Below are 22,802 nucleotides of genomic sequence, written 5' to 3'. Positions count from 1 at the left end.
TCGCTACCCGCGCGCGAGAGCCGCCGGGAGGGCCCGCACCAGGGCCTCCACCTCCCGGTCCGGGAGGGCGCGGCCGCGGCGGAGCCCGTCGGCGTGGTCGTCGGCGGGCACGGCCTCGCGGATCTCCGCCCCGTAGCGGGCCAGCTCGACGGCGTCCATCGCCTCGGGCACGAAGCCCACCTCCTCGCCGTACCGGGCGACGACCCCGGACAGCAGGAGCGCGTCGTCCACGAGCCCCCCGCGGAAGGCGACGTAGGCGAGGGTCGCGAGCACCACCAGCCACGAGGTGACGTCCTCGTCCAGGACGCACGCGTCGGCGGCGGCGATCAGCTCCACCGCGATCCCGGGGAGCGGCTCCCCGGCGGCGATGCGCGACTTCGCCAGCAGCCACGCGGCGGACACCGCGCACCAGGTGTAGCCGCCCCGCTGCGCCGCCCGCAGGCACGCCTGCAGCTGCTCCGCCGCCGCGGTGTGGTCGCCCTCGCGGAAGGACGCCGTCCCCAGGCACATGAGCGCCTCGGCGCGGATGTGGTCGAGGTCCAGCTCGTCGGCCACCGCCAGTGCGATGCCGGCGTGCTCGCGGGCGGGGCCGGTCGATCCCGCCGACGCCTCGAAGAAGGCCAGGGTGGCGAAGGCGTAGGCCCGGTCGGCCGGCTCGACGGCGGACGCCCCGAGGACGCCCACGCGCTCCAGGGCGCCCAGGAGGCCGGCCAGGTCCCCGCGCAGGTAGCTGAGCAGCGCGGTCCCCACGGCCGCGCGCACGAGGGTGCTGTGCGGGACGGGGGTCGCGCCGATCGCGGCCACCGCCCCCGAGAGCCGCTGCAGCCCCTCGACGACCGGTCCGCGGCGGAACCAGAACCAGTACATCCCGGCGGCGATCTCGAGGGCCGTGGCCGGGTCCCCGGCGCAGTGGTCCAGGGCGGAGCGCACGTTCGCCGACTCCGTCGCCAGACGGCGCATCCACGCCGCGGAGTCCGAACCACGCAGCGCCCGGTCGGCGTGATCGGTGAAGGACCGCACCCAGGCCACGTGGCGGTCGCGCAGCACCCGGTCCTGCTCGGGGTCGCGCAGCTCGGCGGCGTACTGCCGGAGCACCTCGAGGACCCGGTACCGGGCGGGGTGGCCGCCCTCGACCACCACGAGCGACTTGTCGACCAGCCCGCCGAGGGTGAGCAGCACGTCGGGCCGGCCGGTCACCGCCGCCGCCGCGTCGAGGTCGAACCCGCCCGCGAACACCCCGAGCTCGGCGAACACCGCCCGCTCCTCGGGCTCGAGCTGCTCGACCGACCAGGCGATCGCGGTCCGCATGGTCGCGTGCCGTCCTCCGCCCCGGTTCCCCGTCCACCGCAGCGCCATCCGGTCGCCCACCAGTGCCGCGACCTGGTGCACCGACAGCAGCCGGCACTGGGCGGCGGCCAGCTCCAGGGCGAGCGGCATGCGGTCGAGCTGGTCGCAGAGCCCGGAGACGGCCGATTCCTCCTCGGCGTCCGGTCGCCAGTCCGGGCGGAAGGCGGCGACGCGCTCCCGGAACAGCGTCACCGCCTCCTCCCGGGGCAGCGGGCCGAGCCAGTGGACCCGTTCGCCGGGCACCAGCAGCGGCTCGCGGCTGGTGGCCAGCACCGTGACGCCCGGGCACCGTGCGAGCACGTCCGTCACCACGGCGGCCACGGCCGCGATCACCTGCTCGCAGTTGTCGAGGACCAGCAGGACGTGCCGCTCGCCCAGCAGGGCGGCCAGTTCCGCGGGCGTGCCCGCTCCCGTCGACCCCAGCGTCGTGGCCATGACGTCGACCACCCGGTCGCCGTCCTGGACGGGCGCGAGGTCGACGAACCAGGGACCGTCGGCGCGGTCCCGGGCGCCGGCCACCGCGAGGGCGAGCCGGGTCTTGCCCATGCCACCGGCGGCGGCCAGCGTCACCAGGCGGTGCTGGTCGAGCAGGCGGCCGACGGCGTCGACGTCGTCCCCGCGGCCGAGGAACGGTGTGGTCGGGACCGGGAGCGCCGCCGCGCCGGGACCCGGCCGGCGAGGGGCCGGCGGCTCCGGCTCCGGGACGACGGCGGAACGGGCGGGTCGCCTGTCCGCGGGCGCGGGGAGGTCGAGGGCAGGGTCCTGCCGGAGGATGGCGCGGGAGAGGGACGTCAACCCGGGTCCGGGGTCGGCACCGAGCTCCTCCTCGAGGACGTCGCGCGCGGCACGGAGGGACGCCAGCGCGTCCGCCTGGCGCCCTGCCCGGTAGTGGGCGAGCGCGAGCAGCTCCCACCCGCGCTCCCGCAGCGGGTGCTCGCGCGTGAAGTCGCCCAGCTCGGCCGCGACCTCGTGGTGCCTGCCCAGCGCCAGCTGGGCCGACCACACCGTCTCCCGGAGGCCCTCGCGCAGGTCGTCGAGCCGCGCGGCCGCGGCCAGGGCGAACTCCCGGTCCCCGCAGCCGGCCAGCGCCGGCCCGCGCCACAGCCCCAGCGCCTCCAGTCCCGCGCGCTCCGCGGCTGCCGCGTCGCCGGCCGCCAGGTCGTCGGTGGCCCGTGCCGTCAGGTCGGCGAAGCGGTCGGCGTCGACCGCCGCCGCACCCAGGCAGAGGGCGTACCCCGGTCCCTGCCGCACCAGGACCGCGGCCTCGGCGGCACCGCGCCCCGGCTCGAGCGACCGCCGCAGTCCGGCGACGTAGCCCTGGAGGGTCGTGAGCGCCGACCGCGGCGGCTCGTCGCCCCAGAGGTCCTCGATGAGGGCGGAGTCGGTCAGCACCCGGCCGCGGGCGATCGCGAGACGGGCCAGCAGGGCTCGCGGTTTCGGGCCACCCAGCGGCGCCGGGGCCCCGTCCAGCCACGCCGTCACCGGGCCGAGCAGGCCCACCGCCACCCCGCCCGCCCCGTCCCGCACGACGCCGGAACCTAGCGGCACCAGGACCTCCGGATCGAGGGGTTTCGCCGTCCCCGGTCGAGGCCGTGTCACATCCGGGCGTGCCGCGGTGCTGAGTAGGTGTGGACCTCGTGGGACGTGCCCGTGCGCCAGGGATCGGCATGCCGTCACCCGCGGCGGTGATGGGCCGGACGGGCAGGATGGCTCGCGTGCCGGCGTCCGACCGAGCGCCCGTCGGCGTCGCGAACCCCGAGCTCGCCGCCGTCTTCCGCGCGCACTACGCCCATGTCGTCGCCGTGGCCGCCCGCGTCCTCGGCTCCCGCGACCAGGCCGAGGACGTCGCGCAGGAGGTCTTCCTCTCCTACGCCCGGTCCGCGGTCCCGGCGGCCGAGGCGGTCGGGTGGCTGACCGTCGCCGCGACCCACACCGCCCTGAACCTGCTCCGGTCGGGCCGCCGCCGCACCGCCCGGGAGGAGATCGCCGCCGAGCCCGCGACCCCCGCGCCCGACGTCGCGGACCTGGTCGTCACCCGCGAGGAGCGCAGCACCGTCCGCGCCGCCCTCGCCCGGCTGCCGCACAAGCAGGCGGCCGCCCTGGTGCTGCGGCACAGCGGCCTGAGCTACGCCGAGGTCGCGGCCGCGCTCGACATGTCCCCCGGCAGCGTGGGCACCACCGTCCGCCGCGCCGAATCCCTTCTGCTCGAGGAGCTGAACCGCCATGCGTCACCCCAGTGACGGAGTCCTGCGCCGCCTGGTCGACGAGCCGGCCGGCGTCACCGACGACGACCGCGCCCACGTCGCGGGCTGCGCGACCTGCACGCGGGCGCTCGAGTCGGCCCGGGCCGACGCGCAGCTCGTGGGGTCGGCGCTCTCCTCCGGTCCCGCGGACGTCGACACCGACGCTGCCTGGGCGCGGTTCACGGCGAGCGCACCGCGGGTGCTCCCCGACCGGGCGCCGGCACGGGCCAGGTGGCGTCCCGCGCTGCGCCGGCCCGTCGTCGCGGCCATGAGCGCCGTGGTCCTGGTGACCGGCGCGGGCGTGGCCGCGGCCAACGACTGGCTGCCCATCTTCCGGACCGAGAGCGTGGACCCCGTCGAGGTGAGCGCCACCGACCTCGTCCAGGTGCCCGACCTGTCCGCGTACGGCGACCTGGAGGTCACGCAGGAGCCCGACCCGCGCGAGGTGCCCGACGTGGCGACGGCGGAGGAGCTGACCGGCCTCGAGGTGCCCGAGGTCGTCTCGCCGCCGGAGGGCGTGACCGGCGACCCGGCGTACCAGGCGGCGGGCGTCATGAGCGCCACGTTCACGTTCTCCGCGGAGAAGGCGGCTGCCGCGGCCGCGGCGGAGGGGGAAACGCTGCCGCCGCCGCCCGCGCAGCTCGACGGGAGCTCGTTCCGGATCACCGCGGGTCCCGGCGTCGCGGCCGTGTGGTCGCAGCCCTCGGGTGTGCCCACGCTGGTCGTCGCCCGCGTCGGCGCCCCGCGCGTCGAGTCCTCCGGTGTCCGGTTCGAGACGGCGCGGGACTACCTGCTCTCCCTGCCGGGCATCCCCGACGGGCTGGCCCAGCAGCTGGAGGACCTCTCGGACGACGGGTCGACGCTCCCCCTGCCGGTGCCGGCGGAGCTGGTGACCAGCTCCACCGCCGACGTCGACGGCGCCGAGGCGACCGTGCTCACCTCCCGCAACGGCCTGTTCGCCGGGGTGGTGTGGGTGCGGGACGGTGTGATGACCGGCGTCGCCGGCACGCTCGACGCCGACGAGCTGCTGTCGGTCGCCCGTGGCCTCCGCTGACGCCACTACCGTCCGCGGGGTGACCTCCGGAGCGCTCGCGGACCTCCCGCCGTCCCCGGCGGTGTGGTGCTCGGGACTGCGCAAGCGGTACGGGCGCCGCACCGCCGTGGACGACGTCTCGTTCACCGTCGGCCGCGGTGAGGTGCTCGGCCTGCTGGGGCCCAACGGCGCCGGGAAGACCAGCGTCATCAAGATGCTGCTGGGCCTGGTCCGGCCGGACGCCGGCGAGGTGCTGCTGCTCGGTCGGCGCTCGTCCGACCCCCGCTCCCGGGCAGCCGTCGGGTACCTGCCCGAGCTGTTCCGCTACCAGCCCTGGCTGACGCCCACCGAGGTGCTCGACCTGCACGTCAGGCTCGCCCGCGCCGACGTGCCGGTCGAGGAGCGCCGCGAGTGCCTGGCGCTGGTCGGCCTCGCGGAGCGGTCCGGCGACCGGGTCGGCGGGTTCTCCAAGGGCATGCAGCAGCGGCTCGGCCTGGCGGTCGCGCTGGTCGCCCGTCCGGAGCTCGTCGTCCTGGACGAGCCCACAAGCGCGCTCGACCCGATCGGCCGGGTCGACGTGCGCGACCTCGTGCTCTCGCTGAAGTCCCGGGGCGTCGCCGTGCTGCTCAACTCGCACCTCATCGGCGAGGTGGAGCGGGTGTGCGACCGCGTGGTGATCCTCGACCAGGGGAAGGTCGCCGCCTCCGGCACGCTCGCCGAGCTGCTCGGGCAGCACGAGGTCCGCCTGCGGCTGGGCGAGGTGGACGGCCGCGTCGAGGAGCGGCTGCGCGCCGCCGGCTCGCTGGCCCGCAGCGGCGACTGGTTCACCGTGGGGCTCGCCACCGAGGACGACGGCGCCACGGTGCCCGACCTCGTCCGCGACCTGGTCGGCATGGGCGTCCGGGTGCACGCCGTCGAGCCGGTGCGGATCAGCCTGGAGGAGCGGCTGCTCGGCATCCTGCGGCACGAGGAGGCAGCCCGATGACGGCGCTGACCGTCGCCGGGCTGACGCTGCGCGAGGCGGCGCGCCGACGGGTCGTCTGGGCGCTGCTCGCGCTGACCGTGGTGCTGCTCGCGCTGTCGGCCTGGGGGTTCACGAAGCTGGTCGGCCTCGACACCGACCTGGGCACGATGACCAGCGGCGAGGCGCGCCTGGTGGCGTCGCTGCTGCTCAACCTGATCATGTTCGGGCTGAGCCTGATCGCGGCGATCGGTACCGCGTTCCTCGCCGGGCCCACGCTCGCCGGCGAGGTGGAGTCGGGGCAGGCACTGGCCGTCCTCGCGCGCCCGGTCCGCCGGTCGTCGGTCCTGCTGGGCAAGTGGCTCGGGCTGATCGGCTTCGGCGCCGGCTACGTGGTCCTCGCGGGGCTGGGCGAGATCGTCGTCGTCCGCGTCACGGTGGGCTACTGGCCGCCGTCCCCGGCCGCCGGCCTCGCCCTGCTGGCCGCGCAGACCGTCGTCCTGCTGACCCTCGCCCTGCTGCTGTCCAGCGTGGTCTCCCCGATGGCCTCGGGGATCATCGCGGTCGGGTTGTTCGGGGCCACCTGGGTCGCGGGCGTGGTCGGCGGGATCGGCGGCGCGCTGGGCAACGAGGGCGTCGAGCGGGTGGGCACCGTCTCGCGGATCATCCTGCCGACCGACGGCCTGTGGCGCGGCGCGATGAACGCGTTCCAGGACCCGTTCGCCCTGGTGCAGATGGGCCCCGGCGAGGGCGGCTTCCCGTTCCTCAGCGAGGGCCCGCTGGCACCGGCCTACCTCGTCTGGGCCGCGGTGTGGATCGCGGTGATCTGGGGGCTGACCGCGCTGTCCTTCTCCCGCCGCGACGTCTAGCGCGCCCCGCGACGGCGGGGAGGCCCGGTGCTCCGACAGCCGAGGAGCCCGATCCCTGCCATCCTCTCCCCAACGGCGGTCGTCGACCGGTGCTCGACGTGCCCGCCGGGTCCGCGGATCACGGCAGAGGGGGTCTCATGAGCGCGACGGCCGGAGGAGCCACGGGACAGGCCGAGCAGGAACGTCGCCGCGGCGGGTTCAGCTCCCGGCGGGTCTTCATCCTGGCGGCGATCGGGTCGGCGGTCGGGCTCGGCAACATCTGGCGGTTCCCCTACGTCGCCTACGAGAACGGCGGCGGTGCCTTCGTGGTGCCGTACCTGGTCGCGCTGCTGACGGCCGGCCTCCCGTTCCTGCTGCTGGACTACGCGATCGGGCACCGTCACCGCGGCTCCGCACCGCTCTCGTTCGCGCGGTTGCGCCGCGGCACCGAGGGCCTCGGCTGGTGGCAGGTGGGCATCTGCTTCGTGATCGCCGTCTACTACGCGGCCGTCATCGCCTGGGCGCTGCGCTACACGTTCTTCTCGCTCGACGAGGCGTGGGGCGACGACCCGGAAGGCTTCTTCTTCGGCGAGTTCCTCCAGGCCGGCGACGTCCAGGTGACCGCGGACGTGGTGCCCGGGGTCCTCGTGCCCCTCGCGCTGGTCTGGGTGGCGGTGCTGCTGATCATGGCCCTCGGTGTGCAGCGCGGCATCGGCGCCACCTCGCTGGTCTTCATCCCGATCCTGGTGCTCGCCTTCGTCGCCCTCGTGGTGCAGGCGCTGCTGCTGCCGGGGGCCGGGGGCGGCCTCGACGCGCTGTTCACGCCCGACTGGTCGGCGCTCGCGTCCGCACCCGTCTGGGCCGCGGCCTTCGGCCAGATCTTCTTCTCGCTGTCGATCGGCTTCGGCATCATGATCACGTACGCCTCGTACGTCGGCCGTCGCGAGGACATGATCGGCTCCGGCCTCGTCGTCGGCTTCTCCAACTCCGGCTTCGAACTGCTCGCGGGCATCGGCGTGTTCGCCGCCCTGGGCTTCATGGCGCAGGCGGGCGGCGTCCCGGTCGGCGAGGTGGCCAGCGACGGGATCGGGCTGGCCTTCATCGCCTTCCCGACGATCATCAGCGAGGCACCCGCCGGCGCCCTCATCGGCGTCCTGTTCTTCGGCTCCCTGGTCATCGCCGGCATCACCTCGCTGGTCAGCGTCATCGAGGTCGTGATCTCCGCGGTCCGCGACAAGCTCGACACCGGCCGCCTGACCGCGACGCTCCTGGTCGGAGTCCCCGCCGCGGTGCTGAGCCTGGTCCTCTTCAGCACGACGAGCGGTATCTACGTCCTCGACGTCGTCGACCACTTCGTCAACCAGTACGGCATCCTCATCGTGGCGCTGGTGAGCATGCTCGTCGTCTCCTGGGTGCTGCGGGCGCTGACCCGCCTCGGTGACCACCTCAACGTCCACGGCCGTCCCCGGGTCGGGGCCGGGTGGCGGGTGCTGACCAGCCTGGTCGCCCCGGTGGGCCTGGCCCTCGTGCTGGTCTTCGCCCTCCGGGACGACCTGACCGCGCCGTACGAGGACTACCCCGCCTGGCTGCTGCTGGTCTTCGGCTGGGGACTGGTCGTCGCACTGCCGCTCGTCGGCTTCCTCCTGGGGCGGCTCCCCTGGCGCCCCGGGACCCACCTGGACGGCCCGCCACCGGGCTCCGATCCGGAGACGCCGTCGGACGTCACGTCCGGCACGGACGAGGGAGGACGCCGATGAGCACCGACGCGATCGTGATGATGGTGATCGCCATGCTGGTGATCTGGGGTGGCCTCGCGCTCGCCATCGCCAGCCTGGTGCGCCACGGCGCGGTCGAGGACCGCGCGGAGAACCGCCCGCGGGACCTCTGACGGGGTCGTCCCTGCGCTTCGCCCGGCCCGCGGACGCCCCTGTCAGGTCGCGGGACTAGCGTCGCGGCGATGAGTTCGCTTTCCGGACCTCCGGCCGAGTCCGCCGTCCGCCGTGCCCTGGTGCGCGCCGAGCGCGGCGCGACCCTCGACGCCGTCGAGGCGGAGACGCTGCTGCACGCCCGCGGGCTGGGTGAGGGCGAGCCGCTGGACCGGCTGCTGACCGCCGCCGGCCGGGTCCGCGACGCCGGGCTGGCCTCGGCCGGGCGACCGGGCGTGGTCACCTACAGCCGCAAGGTGTTCATCCCGCTCACCCACCTGTGCCGCGACCGCTGCCACTACTGCACCTTCGTGACGACGCCCGGGCAGCTGCGGGCGCAGGGCAAGGCGCCGTTCCTCTCCCCCGACGAGGTGCTCGACATCGCCCGCGCGGGCGCGGCGATGGGGTGCAAGGAGGCGCTGTTCACCCTCGGCGACCGCCCCGAGGACCGCTGGCCGGTGGCGGCCTCGTGGCTGGAGGCGCACGGCTTCGACTCGACGCTCGGCTACCTGCGCGCGATGGCCGTCCGGGTGCTGGAGGAGACCGGGCTGCTCCCCCACCTCAACCCCGGCGTGCTGACGTGGGAGGAGATCCAGCGGCTCAAGCCGGTCTCCGCGTCGATGGGCATGATGCTCGAGACGACGGCCACCCGGCTGTGGTCGGAGCCCGGCGGCCCGCACTTCGGGTCGCCCGACAAGGAGCCCGCCGTCCGGCTGCGCGTGCTCGAGGACGCCGGCCGCTCCGCCGTCCCGTTCACCACCGGTGTGCTGCTCGGCATCGGCGAGGACTACGCCGAGCGGGTCGACGCGATCCTGCAGATCAAGGCGTCGGCGCAGCGGCACGGGCACGTGCAGGAGGTCATCGTCCAGAACTTCCGCGCCAAGCCGCGGACGGCGATGCAGGCGCACGACGACCTGGAGCTGCAGGAGTACGTGGCCGCCGTCGCCGTCAGCCGGCTGCTGCTGGGCCCCAAGGCGCGCGTCCAGGCTCCGCCGAACCTGTCGGACTCCACCGAGCTGGGCCTGCTGCTGCGGGCCGGCGTCGACGACTGGGGCGGCGTCTCGCCGCTGACGCCCGACCACGTCAACCCCGAGCGGCCGTGGCCGAACATCGACAAGCTCGCCGCGCTGTCGGCCGAGGCAGGGTTCGAGCTGCGCGAGCGGCTGGCCGCCCAGCCGCCGTACGTGCTCTCCCCGGAGCCGTGGCTCGACCCGCGGGTGCGCCCGCACGTCGCCGCGCTGGCCGGACCGGACGGGCTGGCCGTCGAGGGCCGCAGCCCCGTCGGGCTGCCGTGGCAGGAGCCGGACGAGGCGTGGACGTCCACCGGCCGGGTCGACCTGCACGTGGAGGTCGACACCGTCGGGCGGTCCTCGGACCGCCGGTCGGACTTCGACGCGGTCTACGGCGACTGGTCCGAGCTGCGCGACCGCACCGTCTCCGCCCGCGACGGCCACTCGACCGCGCTGACGGCGGGCGATCCGGCGGTGCTGGCCGCGCTGCTGCACGCGGAGCAGGACCCGGCCGGGCTCTCCGACGCCGAGTACCTCGCGCTGCTGGGGGCCGACGGCACCGACCTCGAGCACCTGTGCGCGCTGGCCGACGCGGTCCGGGCCGACGTCAACGGTGACGACGTCACCTACGTCGTCAACCGCAACATCAACTTCACCAACGTCTGCTACACCGGCTGCCGCTTCTGCGCGTTCGCCCAGCGCCGCACCGACGCCGACGCCTACACGCTGTCGATGGCGCAGGTCGGTGACCGGGTCGACGAGGCGTGGGCGGCGGGGGCGACCGAGATCTGCATGCAGGGCGGGATCCACCCCGATCTGCCCGGCACGGCGTACTTCGACCTCGCCCGCGAGGTGAAGGAGCGCCAGCCGGGCATCCACCTGCACGCGTTCAGCCCGATGGAGATCGTCAACGGCGCGGCCCGCACAGGGCTGTCCTTCCGCGACTTCCTGACCGAGGCGAAGGCCGCCGGGCTCGACTCGATCCCCGGCACGGCGGCGGAGATCCTCGACGACGACGTCCGCTGGGTGCTGACGAAGGGCAAGCTTCCGACGGCGACCTGGCTGGAGATCATCCGCACCGCGCACGAGGTCGGGATCCCGACGACGTCGACGATGATGTACGGCCACGTCGACACCCCCGCCCACTGGGTCGGGCACCTTCGGACGCTGGCCGCGCTGCAGGACGAGACCGGCGGCTTCACCGAGTTCGTGCTGCTGCCGTTCGTCCACCACAACTCCCCCATCTACCTGGCCGGCGTCGCCCGACCGGGCCCGACGGTGCGCGAGAACCGTGCGATCCACGCGGTCGCGCGGCTGCTGCTGCACGGCCGGATCCCCAACATCCAGACGTCGTGGGTGAAGCTCGCCGACGCCGGGACGAAGGCCGTGCTCCAGGGCGGGGCGAACGACCTCGGCGGCACGCTGATGGAGGAGACGATCAGCCGGATGGCGGGCAGCGAGAACGGCTCGCTGAAGACCATCGCCGAGCTGGAGGCGATGGCCGCCGCGATCGGCCGTCCCGCCCGGCAGCGGACGACGGAGTACGGGACGCCGTCGCCCGAGCGGATGGCCACCGCCCGCTCCGACGAGGGCCGCCGCCGGCTCACCCTGTCGATCGAGCCGGCCTGACCTCCGAGGAAGCGGTCCCCGGCAGCGGGCGGATGCGGAAGACGGGGTGGTCCCCCGCGATCGGCTCGAACGCCGCGACCGGCTCGTGCCGGTCGACCGCGATGTGCCCGCGCGCTGCCGATGACCACGGCGTCCAGGCGGTCGAGCACCCGGGCGACGCCGTGCGGGTGGCCGCCCCGGTGCATCCACGTCCGCAGGTGGCGCCTCGGGCCGCCCGCCGTCCAGGTCGCGGGCCCGCGGTCAGACCTCCTTGGGCATGTGCCCGACACCGAGCCGGCGCATGATCTTGTGCCCGGTGTCCGCGGTCGGGTCGAACATGAGCGGGCAGCCACCGGCGATCACCTGCACGCCGTGCTCCCGGCCATACGCCGCGGCGTCGTCGGACACGCTGCCGACGCCCGGCCCGCGGTGCATCCACACACGGGGGATGCCGAGGTCGACGCACTCGCGCATCGTCGGTCCGGCGTTGGCGGGGCTCGTGGCGATCACCACGCCGTCCACGCCGCCGGGGACTGAGGCCAGGTCGCGGAAGCACTGGTCGCCCTCGACGCTGTCGGCGTTCGGGTTGACGGCGAACACCGTGTACCCGCGGTCGCGCAGCCGGGTGTAGACGACGTTCGCGCCGTGGTCCTTGGGCGACCGTGACACCCCGGTCACCGCGATGCGCTTGTGCGACAGGAAGTCCTGAGCGGCCTGCTTGACGGGGGTCACGACGCCTCCTGGGTCCGGGAACGGCTCTCCCCGAGGCTCGTCGGAGGGCCGGTGGGCAGCCATCGGCCTTGGTCCCGGGATGGCAGACCGTTCGTCCCGCCCGGCACCCGGACAGCGGGCGCGGATGCGCAGGACTCCGGTGCGGAACTGCGCATCCGCGCCCCCTGTCAGGGGCTCAGGCGCGTTCGGCGGGTTCCTCCGCGGCAGCCGGCGTCTCGGGGTGGTCCTTGAGGAACAGGTACCAGTAGCTCGTCGCGACGAAGACGACCGCGCCGACGAGGTTGCCGGCGCCGGCCAGCAGCCAGTTGTAGAGCGCGTCGCCCCAGCCGATGTCCGGCACGCCGGCGAAGATCGCCGCCGGGACGAAGAACATGTTGGCGACGACGTGGTCGAAGCCCATCGCGACGAACGCCATCACCGGGAAGAAGACGGCGAGGATCTTGCCCGACACCGACTGCGCCGCCAGCGACATCCAGACCGCCAGGCAGACCAGCCAGTTGCAGCCGACGCCGCGCAGGAACGTCTCCCACGCGGTGTGCCCGGTCTTGCCCTCGGCGATCGACACCAGCCGCTCGTAGGTGAGCAGCGCGCTGCCCTCGGAGTCGGCATCGCCGACGACCTTCGTCTGCACCGCGAGGAAGAAGGCGACGAACAGCGCCCCGATCAGGTTGCCCAGCAGGACCAGCGTCAGGTTCTTGGCGACGTCGCCGCCGGTGATCTTCCCGCGCATCGCGCCGAGCGGGACCAGCATCATGTTGCCGGTGGCCAGGTCCGAGCCGGCGATGAGCACGAGGACCAGCCCGAGGGTGAACGCCGCGCCCATGAACAGGGTCGGCAGCGTGCCCCACGTCGAGGGGTCGAGACCCGAGGACACCGTGATGGCGACGAGCGCGCCGAACGAGATGTAGGCGCCGGCGAGGAAGGCGCTGACCAGCACCCGGTCCCACGTCCGGCGGGTCTTCTTCGCCCCGGTCTCGGCGGCGACCTGGGCCATCTCTGCTGGCTCTCGCGCGGACACCGGCGCCCCCTGCGGCTCGGACCGTCAGTCGGATGCCCGTAGTGCCCGCTGGGCGGCCGCGCCACGCACGAGCGGGCACATCAGCCGCGCAGCAGCTCCGCCAGGACGCCGACGTCGGCGAGGTCGAGGTGGGGGCGCCGGTCGGCCGGTAGGTCGCTGAAGGACTCCGCGTGCCCGATGCCGGTGTGCACCGCCACGGCGAACGCGCCGCTCCCGTGGGCCATCGGCACCTCGAGCTCCGGGTCGTCGCCCACCACGGACAGCTCCTCCGGCGCGAGCCCCAGTCGCCGCCCCGCCGTCCGGAGCGCGGCCGCCGAGGGCTTCCCGACGACGGTCGCCTCACGGCCGGTGATGTCGCGGACGACGGCGCTGATCGCCCGCGACGTCCCCAGCGAGCGCCCCTCCGCCGTCGCGAAGAACAGGGACTGGGACGCGCTGTACATCGGCGCTCCGTCGAAGACCGCGAAGACGGCGGCCTCCAGCGCGTCGAAGGTCAGCTCCTGCCGGAACCAGCCGGCCATCACCGCGTCGCACGGCGTGCCCCGGAGCGGGGGCACGGTCTCGATGCCGGCCGCCTCCAACGGCTCGGTGATCCCCTTGCCGCCGAGCACCATCACGCGTCGGTGGCCGCGCTCGAGGAACACGTCGACCGCCGTGGACGCCGGGGTCAGCGCCTGGTCGGGAGCGACCGGCAGCCCGATCCCCTGCAGCACCTCGGCGATCTGGTCCGGGGTCTTGACGGTGCCGTTGGTGTAGATGCAGAACCCCGTCCCGCGGTCGGCCAGGCTCTCCAGCAGCGACGCCGCGCCGGGCAGCGCGACCATGCCCTGGTTGTTGCGGTCGCCCATCACCAGCGTGCCGTCCATGTCGAGGACGAACCCGCGCACGCGTCGGAGCCGGTCGAGGGCGGCGGTGTCAGGCAACGGGTGCACCTCCGGGAGCGCGGCGGACCGACAACCGCAGCCCGGGCGTGGTGACGGCGAGGTCGTGGACCGACGTCCGCGACCCCAGCTCCTGCAGCAGCGTGAGCACCGGGGCCAGGGACGGGTTGAAGTGCCGCGGCGCCGGTCCGGCGGCGAGCATGGCGTCGACCTGCTCCTCCGGCATGTGCGCGCGCAGCAGCAGCTCCTCGTCGCTGATCCCCCGCCGGAACTGCCTGCGCAGCTCCGCCGGCGTCGGTGGTGGCGGCTCGGCGGCCAGCTCGCGCGCCCGCGGCCGGTCGAGGATCCGGTCCTGCACCCCCGCGTCGATCGGGGCCGTCGGCTTGCCGAAGCTGCCCAGCACGTAGCGGATGACCTGGTCGGGCACGTTGCCGTAGCGCTCCTCGCCGATCACGTTGAACAGCGCCTGCGAGACGACCATCTGCGGGAACGGCGTGACCATGATCGGGTGGCCGAGCTCGGCCCGGACGACGCCGACCTCCTCGACCAGCGCCTCGAAGCGGTGCTCCATCCCGATCTCGCGCAGCTGCCGGCGGGTCGTCGTCATGACGCCGCCGGCGATCTGGTGGTGCAGGAACGCCGCGTCGAAGTCCTGCGGCCGGCCCACGGGCAGCCCCTCGGCCTCGGCGAGCCCGTCGAAGAAGTCGCAGACCAGGCCGAGCGCCCGGTCGTCGACGTCCACCCGGTGCCCCATCTCCCGCAGGTTGGCGACCGTCCGCCGGGCCTCCGGCAGTGACGACCCGTTGCCCAGGGCCCCGCTGCCCACCTGCACCACCTCGACGCCCAGCTCGGGCGCGATCGAGTAGGTGAGCGGCGAGAACCCGATGGTGGCGTGCGAGTGCAGCTCGAGGGGCGTGCCCCCGAGCCGGGCGACGATGGCCGGGAGCAGCGTGCGGGCGCGCTCGGCGGACAGGATCCCGGCCGGGTCCTTCACGTAGACCCGGTCGACGTTCGCGTCGGCGGCGTACTGCCCGGCCAGGTCGGCGTAGAAGGCGTCGTCGTGCACCACGCTGATCGTGAACGTGAGCGCGCCGATCACCTCGTCGACTCCAGCCTGCTTGAGCCGCCGCGCGGTCTCCCGGGCCGCGTCCATGTCGTGCATCGGGTCGAGGACGACGACCCGGTCGATCCCGTTGACGACGAGCCGGTCGTAGACCAGCTGCATCGTCTCCGGGTGGGAGTTCTGCCAGCTGATGAACCGGAAACCGGTGCCGATGAACTGCAGCTTCGTCGTCGGCATGGCCGCCCGGGTCAGCCGCAGCCGCTCCCACGGGTCCTCCTGGTGGTTCCGGACGGCGACCCCCATCGCGGTGCTGGAGCTGTAGTCCAGGGCCCGGAAACCCACCCGCTCCAGGAGCGGCGCCACCTGGAGGACGTGCCCGGTCCGCAGCCCGGTCGCGCCCCAGAGGCTCTGGTTGCCGTCGCGGATGGAGACGTCGACGAGTCCCACGTCGGCCATCAGGGCACCCCCACCAGGGCGCTCGCGAGGAAGCGCTCGAAGAACGCCGTGTCCACTCCCCCGGCGGCGAACTCCGGATCGGCGAGCAGCGCCCGGTGCACCGGCGCCGTCGTCGCCACACCCTCGATGCGGAGCAGCTCCAGGGCGGCCCGGGCCCGGGCGAGGGCGTCCGCACGGTCCACGCCGTGCACGATCACCTTCGCCAGCAGGGAGTCATAGTACGGCGGGACGACGGAGCCGCCCTGCACGTGGGTGTCCACCCGGATGCCGTCCCCCACCGGGAGGACGACGCGGTCGATCCGCCCGGGCGAGGGCCGGAAGCCCAGGGCGGCGTCCTCGGCGTTGATCCGGCACTCCACGGCGTGGCCGGCGAGGACGACGTCCTCCTGCCGCAGCCGAAGCGGCTGGCCCTCCGCGACGGCGAGCTGCTCGGCCACCAGGTCCAGGCCCGTGACCATCTCGGTGACCGGGTGCTCGACCTGGATGCGGGCGTTCATCTCCAGGAAGTAGAAGGTGCCGCGCTCGCGGTCGACCAGCAGCTCGACGGTGCCCAGGCCGCGGTAGCGCAGGTGCTCGGCCAGCGCCAGGGCCGCGGCGGCCATCTGGGCGCGCAGCGCATCCGGCAGCAGCGGCGCCGGCGCCTCCTCGAACAGCTTCTGGTACCGGCGCTGGACCGAGCAGTCGCGGTCGCCGAGCGCGACGGCCCGCTCGCCGTCACCGAGGACCTGCACCTCGACATGTCGACCTGACGACACGTAGCGCTCCAGGTAGACCCGTGGGTCGCCGAACGCCGCCGCGGCCTCCGAGACGGCGAGGTCCAGGGTGTGCGCGAGGTCCTCCGGCCCCGCGACCAGCTTCATGCCCCGGCCGCCACCGCCCCCGACCGCCTTGACCAGCAGCGGGTAGCCGACCTCGGCCGCCACCGCCCGTGCCTGGTCCAGGCCCCCGGCCTCCCCGCCGGGCACGACGGGCAGCCCGGCGGTGAGCGCGTGTGACCGAGCGGTGAGCTTGTCGCCCACCGCCTCGAGCGACTCCGGGGCGGGGCCCACGAAGACGATCCCGGCTGCGGCGCACGCCCGCGCGAGCGAGGGGTTCTCGGACAGGAAGCCGTAGCCGGGGTGGACGGCGTCCGCGTCCACCGCCTGCGCCGCCCGCACGACGGCCGCCGGGTCGAGGTAGCTGCGCCCCGCGTCCGCCGGACCGAGCCGGACGACCCGGTCGGCCAGGCGCGCGGGGAGCGATTCCAGGTCGGCGTCGGAGGCGGCGAGGACCGGCTCGATGCCCAGCCGGCGGCAGCTCCGGATCACCCGGGCGGCGATCTCCCCCCGGTTGGCGATGAGCAGCCGGCGGATCCTCCTCATGCGGGCTCCACCACCAGCAGCACCGACTCCGCCGCGGCGAACTCGCCGTTGCCCAGCCGGAACTCCACCACGGTCCCCCGGACGCCGGCGTGCACCGGCGTCATCATCTTCATGGTCTCGACGATCCCGACGACGGTCTCCTCGTCGACCCGGTCGCCGACGTCCACGAACGGCGGGGCGCCCGGCTGCGGTGCCCGGTAGAAGGTGCCGAGCAGCGGCGGGTGCACCGCCACCAGCCCCTCCCCCACCTCCGCGGCGGTCACCGGTGCCTCGGCGGAGACCGCCGCCGCGGCGGGCTGGTCCAGCTGCGGCGCCCGTCGCACCTGCTGCTCCGCCGTCCAGCCGGCGGCGCCCCCGCGCCGGACGGTCAGGGTCAAGTCGGCGAGCTCCAGGTGCAGTTCGTCCAGGCCGCTGGAGTCGAGGACCCGCAGGACGTCGCGGACGTCGTCGGGGGTCAGCTCCACCGCGGTCAGCCCCCGGACGGGCGCTTGCCGCCCAGCAGGTTGAAGACGTGGTCGAACGGTCGCGCGGCCGGTGCCGCCTTCGCCGCGTGGTCCTTGTCGGCCCACACCGTCTCGGGCCGGCTCTGCAGCAGGAACACCTCGCCGGCGTCGTCCACCGCCCACTCGATGTCCTGCGGGCAGCCGTAGTGCGCCTCGACGCGGCGCGCGGTGGCCACCAGCACGGCGATCTCCTCGTCGGACACCGACGGCCGGTCCTGCAGCTCCGCCGGCACGTCGGTCTCCACCACGCCCTCGCCCGACGGACCGGGGCGGTGCCAGCGGGTCTTGGTGGCCACGGTCCGCTTCATCTCACCGGTCACCTTGCTGACGACGAAGGAGTCCGGTGTGACGTCGCCGCTGACCACGGCCGAGCCCAGGCCCCAGCTGGCGTCGATGGCCACCACCGACTTGTCGCCGCTCTTCGGGCTCCGGGTGAACATCACCCCCGAGCTGCGGGCGCCCACCATCCGCTGCACGACGACGGCCATCCCCAGATCGGTCTCGGGGATGCCGCGGCGCAGCCGGTAGGTCACCGACTCGACGCTGTACAGGCTGGCCCAGCAGCGGCGGACGTGCTCCAGCACCGAGTCGGCCCCGCGCACCCACAGGTAGGTGTCCTGCAGTCCGGCGAAGCTGGCCTCCGCGCTGTCCTCGCTGGTCGCGCTCGACCGGACGGCGACGGGCAGCTCGGGGTCACCGCACTCCTCGCACAAGGCCGCGTACGCGGCCGTCACGGCCGCCGCGACGTCGGCCGGCGGCGGGGCGGACTCCAGGACCGCCCGGATCTCCGCCGTCGCGGCGGCCAGCCGCGCGGCGTCCCCGGGGTCGAGGGCGGTCACCCGGGCCGGGACGGGCTCGCCGCCGACGGTCAGGTGCTCGACTGTCTGCCTGAAGGCCGCCGTCGTCACGGCGAAGCCGGTCGGCACGCGGATGCCGGCGCGCAGCAGCTCGCCGAGGCTGGCGCCCTTCCCGCCGACGGTCGCGACGTCGCCGAGGCCGACGTCGCGGAAGTGCAGGACGGAGCGGGTGGTCACGAGGGTTCCCATCAGCTCAGCACGGTGACGACGCCGCGGTCGCCGTCCACGCGGACGCGGTCACCGGTGCGGATCCGGACGGTGGCCATGCCGGTGCCGACGACGGCCGGCATGCCGTACTCGCGCGCCACGATCGCCGCGTGCGACATCGTGCCGCCGATGTCGGAGACGGCTGCGGCGATCTTGCCGAACACCGGGCCCCAGCTGGGGGCGGTGACCGGGCAGACCAGCACCTCGCCCTCGCGGATCTGGCCGATGTCGTTAACGTTGAGCAGCACCCGCGCGACGCCCTCGACGACGCCGGGCGAGGCCGCGTAACCGCGGACGCTGGACTCGTCGTCCTCGTCCCCGCCGAGCCAGGTCTCGATCGTGTCCTGGGTGATGCCCCAGAGCATCTTCACGGCCGGGTCGTTCAGCGCCTCCGGGACGGCCCCCAGCGCGGGCGGCGCCGACCAGCCCGACAGCGCCTCGACGATCCGCTTCCGCTCGGCCACGATCGGCTGCCAGTGCCGGGCACCGAGCTCGGTCCCGCCCGACGCCCAGGCGAGCGAGACGTCGACCAGGGCGTCCTCGACCTCCAGGTGGCGGAGGTGGAAGACGTCGTCGGCCGCTTCCAGCACACCCCGGTCGGCCAGGAGCCGGCCGAAGGCCCGGATCTTCTGGAAGAACCGGGTGGTGAACCAGTGCTCGCAGTAGAACTTGTGCGACTCGATGTAGGGGAAGACCTGCCGGCACAGCCCCAGCATCTGGTCGAAGGCCGCCTTCTCCTCCTCGGCGTCCAGCAGCGCCCGGTACTCACCGGCGATGCGGTCGCGCTCCTCAGCCAGCCGCTCGGTCGGCCGGGTGAGGTCCTCCCCGGCGGCGATCTGCTCGACGTAGCGCGGCAGGGCGGCGAAGGGGACGGTCAGGTCGTCGGCCCAGGACAGGTGGTGGTGGTAGAAGCCGTCGCCGACCGAGACGTTGAACCACGGGTCCTTGGCGGCGTCCAGCGCGGCCAGCCAGCGGGCGCCGGCGTCGCCCCGCTCGGCCAGGGACGCGAGCACCTTCGCCGGATCCGCGCCCTCGACGAACAGGTCGCGCAGGTCGAGCTCGACGGCGAGCCCGGCCAGCTTCTTCAGCTCGTCGTCCGGGCGGTACATGGTCACGTCCATGCCGGCCACCATGCGGGCGACCATCTGGTCGCCCATCTCGGGGAAGGCCTGCTTGCAGAACTCGAAGAAGACGACGTAGGCGCCGTAGCCGAGCATCAGCAGCTCGGTGTGGTGGTGCCACATCTTCGAGTACAGGTCGATGCAGCGGTGGAACCGCTCGCGGAGGAAGTGGTTGGACGCGAAGCCGCGGCCGCCGGTGACCACCTCGATCGGGTCGAGCTCGCCGAGCTCGGGCACCTCGACGGCCTCGATGTCGGCGATCAGGGCCTCGATGCGCTGCTGCCACTCGCCGTAGATGCGGTCCCAGTTGGCGTAGTAGTGGCCCGCGCGCTCCTGGAAGGCGGCGAAGCGCTTCCCCTGCTCGGCCTCGTCGAGCACCGGGTTGGCGGTGATGTAGACCCGCCCGTTGACGATGCGGTACTCGATCCCCATCGTCGTCGGGAAGGAGAACAGCCGGGCGGTGTTGGCACCGATCGCGGTGTAGGGGATCTCCGAGGTGATGCCGTCGAAGGCGGGGACCACCTCCGGGAAGTGCATCGAGTTGTAGAACCAGAAGCGCTGGTCGTCCTCGGGCTGGAACCGGGAGAAGTAGGGGTACATCGCCTCCCAGCCCTCCGCCCCGGGAACGGCCTCGAGCTGCGACGGGAGGGGGAACGAGCGCTCGGTCATGACGTGTCCTCGGCGGTGGGGGCGGTCAGAGGGAGTAGTCGGTCTGGGTGCGGGCGTACGCGACGAAGTCGTCCAGGGCGGTGGGATCGGACATGGCGTCGGGGTCGGCGACGGCGGCGGGATCGGCACCGAGCAGCAGCCGGCGGACCGGGATCTCCATCTTCTTGCCGCTGCGGGTCAGCGGGATGGCGGTGACGGCGACGATCCGGTCGGGCACGTGCCGGGGCGTGTACTCCTGGCGGAGCCTCCGGCGCAGCCGCCCCTGCACCTCGTCGTCCAGGACCACGCCCGGCGCGAGGGAGACGAACAGCGGCATGAAGAACCCACCGTCGGGCAGGTCGAGGTTCGTGACGAGCGCGCCGAGGACGGCGGGGTCGTCCTCGACCACGCGGTAGATCTCCGCGGTGCCGATCCGCACGCCCTGCCGGTTGAGCACGGCGTCGGACCGGCCGCGCACGAAGCACCCGCCGCGCTCGTTGACCTCGAAGAAGTCCCCGTGCCGCCACACGCCGGGGAAGGTCTCGAAGTAGCTGCTCCGGTAGCGGGCGCCGTCGTCGTCCCCCCAGAAGAACAGCGGCATCGAGGGCATCGGCTCGGTGATGACCAGCTCGCCCACCTGGCCGACGACGGAGTTCCCCGACTCGTCCCACGCCTGCGCCGCCACCCCCAGCGAGCGCGCCTGGATCTCCCCGGCGTGCACGGGCAGCGTCGGGACGCCGCCGACGAAGCCGGTGCAGCAGTCGGTGCCCCCGCTGCCCGTCGCGACCGAGAGGTCGGCCTTCACGTCCGAGTAGAACCACGCGGTGACCGCCGGGCCCACCGGGGAGCCGGCCGGCATCACGACGTCCAGGGCGGAGAGGTCGAACCGCTCCCCCGGCACGACGCCCGCCTTCTGCATGAGCTCGACGAAGGTGGGGCTCGCCCCGAAGAGGCGGGCGCGGCCGTCCTGCGCGATCCGCCAGAGGACGTCGACGTCCGGGTGCGCCGGGTTGCCGTCGTAGAGCACCGGCACGGCTCCCACCAGCGGCATGGTGAGGAGGAAGTTCCACATCATCCAGCCGGTGGTGGTGAAGAAGAAGGCGCGGTCACCGGGGCGCATGTCGTGGTGCAGCACGTGCAGCTTCAGGTGCTCCAGCAGGATCCCGCCGTGCCCGTGCACGATCGCCTTGGGCAGGCCGGTGGTGCCCGAGGAGAACAGCACCCAGAGCGGGTGGTCGAAGGGGACCTGCTCGAACGCGAACCCGTCGACGTCGTCCCCCGACACCACGTCGTCCCAGGGGGTGCCGGGCTGGTCCAGCCCGAGGACCGGGACGGCGACGACCTCGCGGAGCCCGGGCATGCCGGCCACGAGCTCGGCCACCTCGCTGCGGCGGTCGAAGTCGCGGCCGCCGTACCGGTAGCCGTCCGCCGCGAGCAGCACGACCGGGTCCAGCTGGCCGAGCCGGTCGAGGGCGCCGCGCGGGCCGAAGTCCGGCGACACGCTGGCCCAGACCGCACCGACGGCGGCGGTCGCCAGCATCGCGACCATGGCCTGCGGCACGTTGGGGAGGTAGGCGACCACCCGGTCGCCGGGGGCCACCCCCAGCTCCCGGAGGTGGGTCGCCAGCACCCGGACCTGGCGGGCGAACTCCTCCCACCGGAACTCGCGCAGCGGAGAGGTCTCGTCCGCGAAGAGCAGCACGGGGGCACCCGGGGTCTCCCGCGCCAGGACGTGCTCGGCGAGGTTGAGGCGGGCGCCGGGGAACCAGCGGGCGCCCGGCATCGCCCGGCTCTCGAGGACGGCGGTGTGCGGGGACGACGACCGCACCTCGAAGAAGTCCCACACCGCCTGCCAGAACTGCTCGAGCTCGGTGGTCGACCACGACCAGAGGGCGGCGTAGTCGGGGAAGCTGCGGCCGGTGCGTGCTTGCGCGAAGGCGGTGAACTCGACGAGGCGGGCGCGCGCGGCGCGCTCGGGGTCCGGCGTCCAGAGCAGGTCGCCCTCGCGGACCTGGGACGTCGCTCGGACCGGCATGCGCAGACAGTGGCGCAGACCACATCTGATCGGCAACACTCACCTGACGACATTTCACGGTGCGAAAAGACGCAGGTGGCCGAGCGGATGCGGAACTACCGGGTCAAGCCGATCGAGTCGCTGGCGCGCGGTCTGCAGGTGCTGCAGACGCTGCAGGAGGTGTGCGCCGCCAGCCTGCACGACCTGCACGTCGCGACGGGCATCCCCAAACCGACCCTGACCCGCATCCTCTGGACGGCCCACCAGCAGGGCCTGGTGTGGCAGCGCATGGTCGACGGCGCCTTCCTGCCCAGCCACACCCAGCGCCGGCTCGAGCCGGACCACGATGCGTGGCTCGTGGAGGTCGCCTCGCCCGTCCTCGACGAGCTCGCCGGCCGGGTGCAGTGGCCGTCGGTGCTGGCCGTGCCCCGGCTGGACCACATGGAGACGCTGGAGACCAACAGCACCCGTACCTACTTCGACGCCCTCCCGCCCCGGCCACGCGGCTTCCGCGTGAACATGCTCGGGTCGGCGTCAGGTCGCGCCTACCTCGCCTTCTGCAGCGAGCAGGAGTTCGACGCCGTCCTGCGCCGGCTGCGGGCCCGCGAGCCGGACGGGCGGGGCCTGGCCTTCGACGACGAGGCCCTGCGCAGGCTGCGGGCCAGCACGCGCGACCGGGGGTACGGCGTGCGGGCCCCCGACTTCGGCGGCGACCCGACGCACCCGCGGTCCGAGGTCGACGACGGCCGTGAGTCCATCGCCATGCCGGTGCGGCTCGACGACCGGGTGATCGCGACGATCAACCTGACCTGGCGGCGGCAGGTGATGTCCACGACCGGCATGGTGCAACGCCACCTCGACGACCTGCGTCGCGCTGTCGAGACGGTCGAGGAGCGGGCCCGCGCCGCCGGACCCGCCCCCGGTCCCGACGTTTCCGCCCCCTCGCCGGACCGGTAATCACCCCCG

At 74.0% G+C, this 22,802-nt stretch carries 18 protein-coding genes; 8 read left to right on the top strand and 10 right to left on the bottom strand.

Annotation, left to right across the window (positions count from 1 at the left end):
* Positions 1-3 precede the first annotated feature (3 nt).
* Complete coding sequence (locus DCS98_RS10615; protein WP_164704504.1) at positions 4-2,874, bottom strand: AfsR/SARP family transcriptional regulator; 2,871 nt, start codon at positions 2,872-2,874, stop codon at positions 4-6.
* Positions 2,875-3,062: 188 nt separating this feature from the next.
* On the opposite strand from DCS98_RS10615, the gene DCS98_RS10610 reads away from it, so the two are divergent.
* From DCS98_RS10610 to DCS98_RS10580, 7 genes are all read left to right on the top strand, one after another.
* The gene (locus DCS98_RS10610) at positions 3,063-3,587 is read left to right on the top strand and encodes a sigma-70 family RNA polymerase sigma factor (protein WP_241037554.1); all 525 of its coding nucleotides are present in this window, start codon (positions 3,063-3,065) and stop codon (positions 3,585-3,587) included.
* Positions 3,571-4,644, top strand: coding sequence for a hypothetical protein (locus tag DCS98_RS10605; protein WP_116451328.1), 1,074 nt, complete (start codon positions 3,571-3,573; stop codon positions 4,642-4,644). Before DCS98_RS10610 ends, DCS98_RS10605 begins: the two co-directional genes overlap by 17 nt.
* A 19-nt stretch (positions 4,645-4,663) precedes the next feature.
* Positions 4,664-5,608 (top strand): ABC transporter ATP-binding protein, encoded by a 945-nt coding sequence (locus DCS98_RS10600; protein ID WP_241037552.1) that lies wholly within the window; start codon positions 4,664-4,666, stop codon positions 5,606-5,608.
* Positions 5,605-6,453 carry an ABC transporter permease subunit gene (locus DCS98_RS10595; protein WP_116451326.1) on the top strand — a complete coding sequence of 283 codons (849 nt, stop codon included), beginning with the start codon at positions 5,605-5,607 and terminating at the stop codon, positions 6,451-6,453. The genes DCS98_RS10600 and DCS98_RS10595 overlap by 4 nt, the downstream gene beginning before the upstream one ends.
* A gap of 137 nt (positions 6,454-6,590) precedes the next feature.
* On the top strand, positions 6,591-8,189 hold the full coding sequence (locus DCS98_RS10590; protein ID WP_116451325.1) for a sodium-dependent transporter: 1,599 nt from the start codon (positions 6,591-6,593) through the stop codon (positions 8,187-8,189).
* Complete coding sequence (locus DCS98_RS10585; RefSeq protein ID WP_116451324.1) at positions 8,186-8,320, top strand: methionine/alanine import family NSS transporter small subunit; 135 nt, start codon at positions 8,186-8,188, stop codon at positions 8,318-8,320. Before DCS98_RS10590 ends, DCS98_RS10585 begins: the two co-directional genes overlap by 4 nt.
* 69 nt (positions 8,321-8,389) lie before the next feature.
* Positions 8,390-10,996, top strand: coding sequence for a bifunctional FO biosynthesis protein CofGH (locus DCS98_RS10580; protein ID WP_116451323.1), 2,607 nt, complete (start codon positions 8,390-8,392; stop codon positions 10,994-10,996).
* 240 nt (positions 10,997-11,236) lie between these two features.
* Here DCS98_RS10580 and DCS98_RS10575 read toward each other — a convergent pair whose 3' ends face one another.
* The 9 genes from DCS98_RS10575 to DCS98_RS10535 form a co-directional block, all read right to left on the bottom strand.
* Complete coding sequence (locus DCS98_RS10575) at positions 11,237-11,707, bottom strand: CoA-binding protein (protein ID WP_206340188.1); 471 nt, start codon at positions 11,705-11,707, stop codon at positions 11,237-11,239.
* 175 nt (positions 11,708-11,882) lie between these two features.
* Positions 11,883-12,725, bottom strand: a complete 843-nt coding sequence (locus DCS98_RS10570) for a formate/nitrite transporter family protein (RefSeq protein WP_116451321.1) — start codon at positions 12,723-12,725, stop codon at positions 11,883-11,885.
* A gap of 80 nt (positions 12,726-12,805) precedes the next feature.
* The gene (locus DCS98_RS10565) at positions 12,806-13,648 is read right to left on the bottom strand and encodes an HAD-IIA family hydrolase (RefSeq protein ID WP_116451320.1); all 843 of its coding nucleotides are present in this window, start codon (positions 13,646-13,648) and stop codon (positions 12,806-12,808) included.
* Positions 13,641-15,125 (bottom strand): biotin carboxyl carrier protein, encoded by a 1,485-nt coding sequence (locus DCS98_RS10560; protein ID WP_116451319.1) that lies wholly within the window; start codon positions 15,123-15,125, stop codon positions 13,641-13,643. The genes DCS98_RS10565 and DCS98_RS10560 overlap by 8 nt, the downstream gene beginning before the upstream one ends.
* Entirely contained in the window at positions 15,125-16,486 is a 1,362-nt protein-coding gene (locus DCS98_RS10555) for an acetyl-CoA carboxylase biotin carboxylase subunit (protein ID WP_116451318.1), read from the bottom strand. The genes DCS98_RS10560 and DCS98_RS10555 overlap by 1 nt, the downstream gene beginning before the upstream one ends.
* The gene (locus DCS98_RS10550; protein WP_241037548.1) at positions 16,483-16,950 is read right to left on the bottom strand and encodes an acetyl-CoA carboxylase biotin carboxyl carrier protein; all 468 of its coding nucleotides are present in this window, start codon (positions 16,948-16,950) and stop codon (positions 16,483-16,485) included. The genes DCS98_RS10555 and DCS98_RS10550 overlap by 4 nt, the downstream gene beginning before the upstream one ends.
* Before the next feature lie 5 nt (positions 16,951-16,955).
* Positions 16,956-18,035 (bottom strand): PEP/pyruvate-binding domain-containing protein, encoded by a 1,080-nt coding sequence (locus DCS98_RS10545; RefSeq protein WP_116451317.1) that lies wholly within the window; start codon positions 18,033-18,035, stop codon positions 16,956-16,958.
* The gene (locus DCS98_RS10540) at positions 18,035-19,843 is read right to left on the bottom strand and encodes a PEP-utilizing enzyme (RefSeq protein ID WP_116451316.1); all 1,809 of its coding nucleotides are present in this window, start codon (positions 19,841-19,843) and stop codon (positions 18,035-18,037) included. Before DCS98_RS10540 ends, DCS98_RS10545 begins: the two co-directional genes overlap by 1 nt.
* 25 nt (positions 19,844-19,868) lie before the next feature.
* Complete coding sequence (locus DCS98_RS10535) at positions 19,869-21,857, bottom strand: acetoacetate--CoA ligase (RefSeq protein ID WP_116451315.1); 1,989 nt, start codon at positions 21,855-21,857, stop codon at positions 19,869-19,871.
* 87 nt (positions 21,858-21,944) lie between these two features.
* On the opposite strand from DCS98_RS10535, the gene DCS98_RS10530 reads away from it, so the two are divergent.
* Positions 21,945-22,793, top strand: a complete 849-nt coding sequence (locus DCS98_RS10530; protein ID WP_116451539.1) for an IclR family transcriptional regulator domain-containing protein — start codon at positions 21,945-21,947, stop codon at positions 22,791-22,793.
* Positions 22,794-22,802 lie beyond the last annotated feature (9 nt).

This window comes from Blastococcus litoris (genome assembly GCF_003075095.1).
Lineage (GTDB): Bacteria > Actinomycetota > Actinomycetes > Mycobacteriales > Geodermatophilaceae > Blastococcus_B > Blastococcus_B litoris.
Note: the sequence above shows the minus strand (reverse complement) of the source record. Positions and strands in the feature narration are given on the sequence as shown.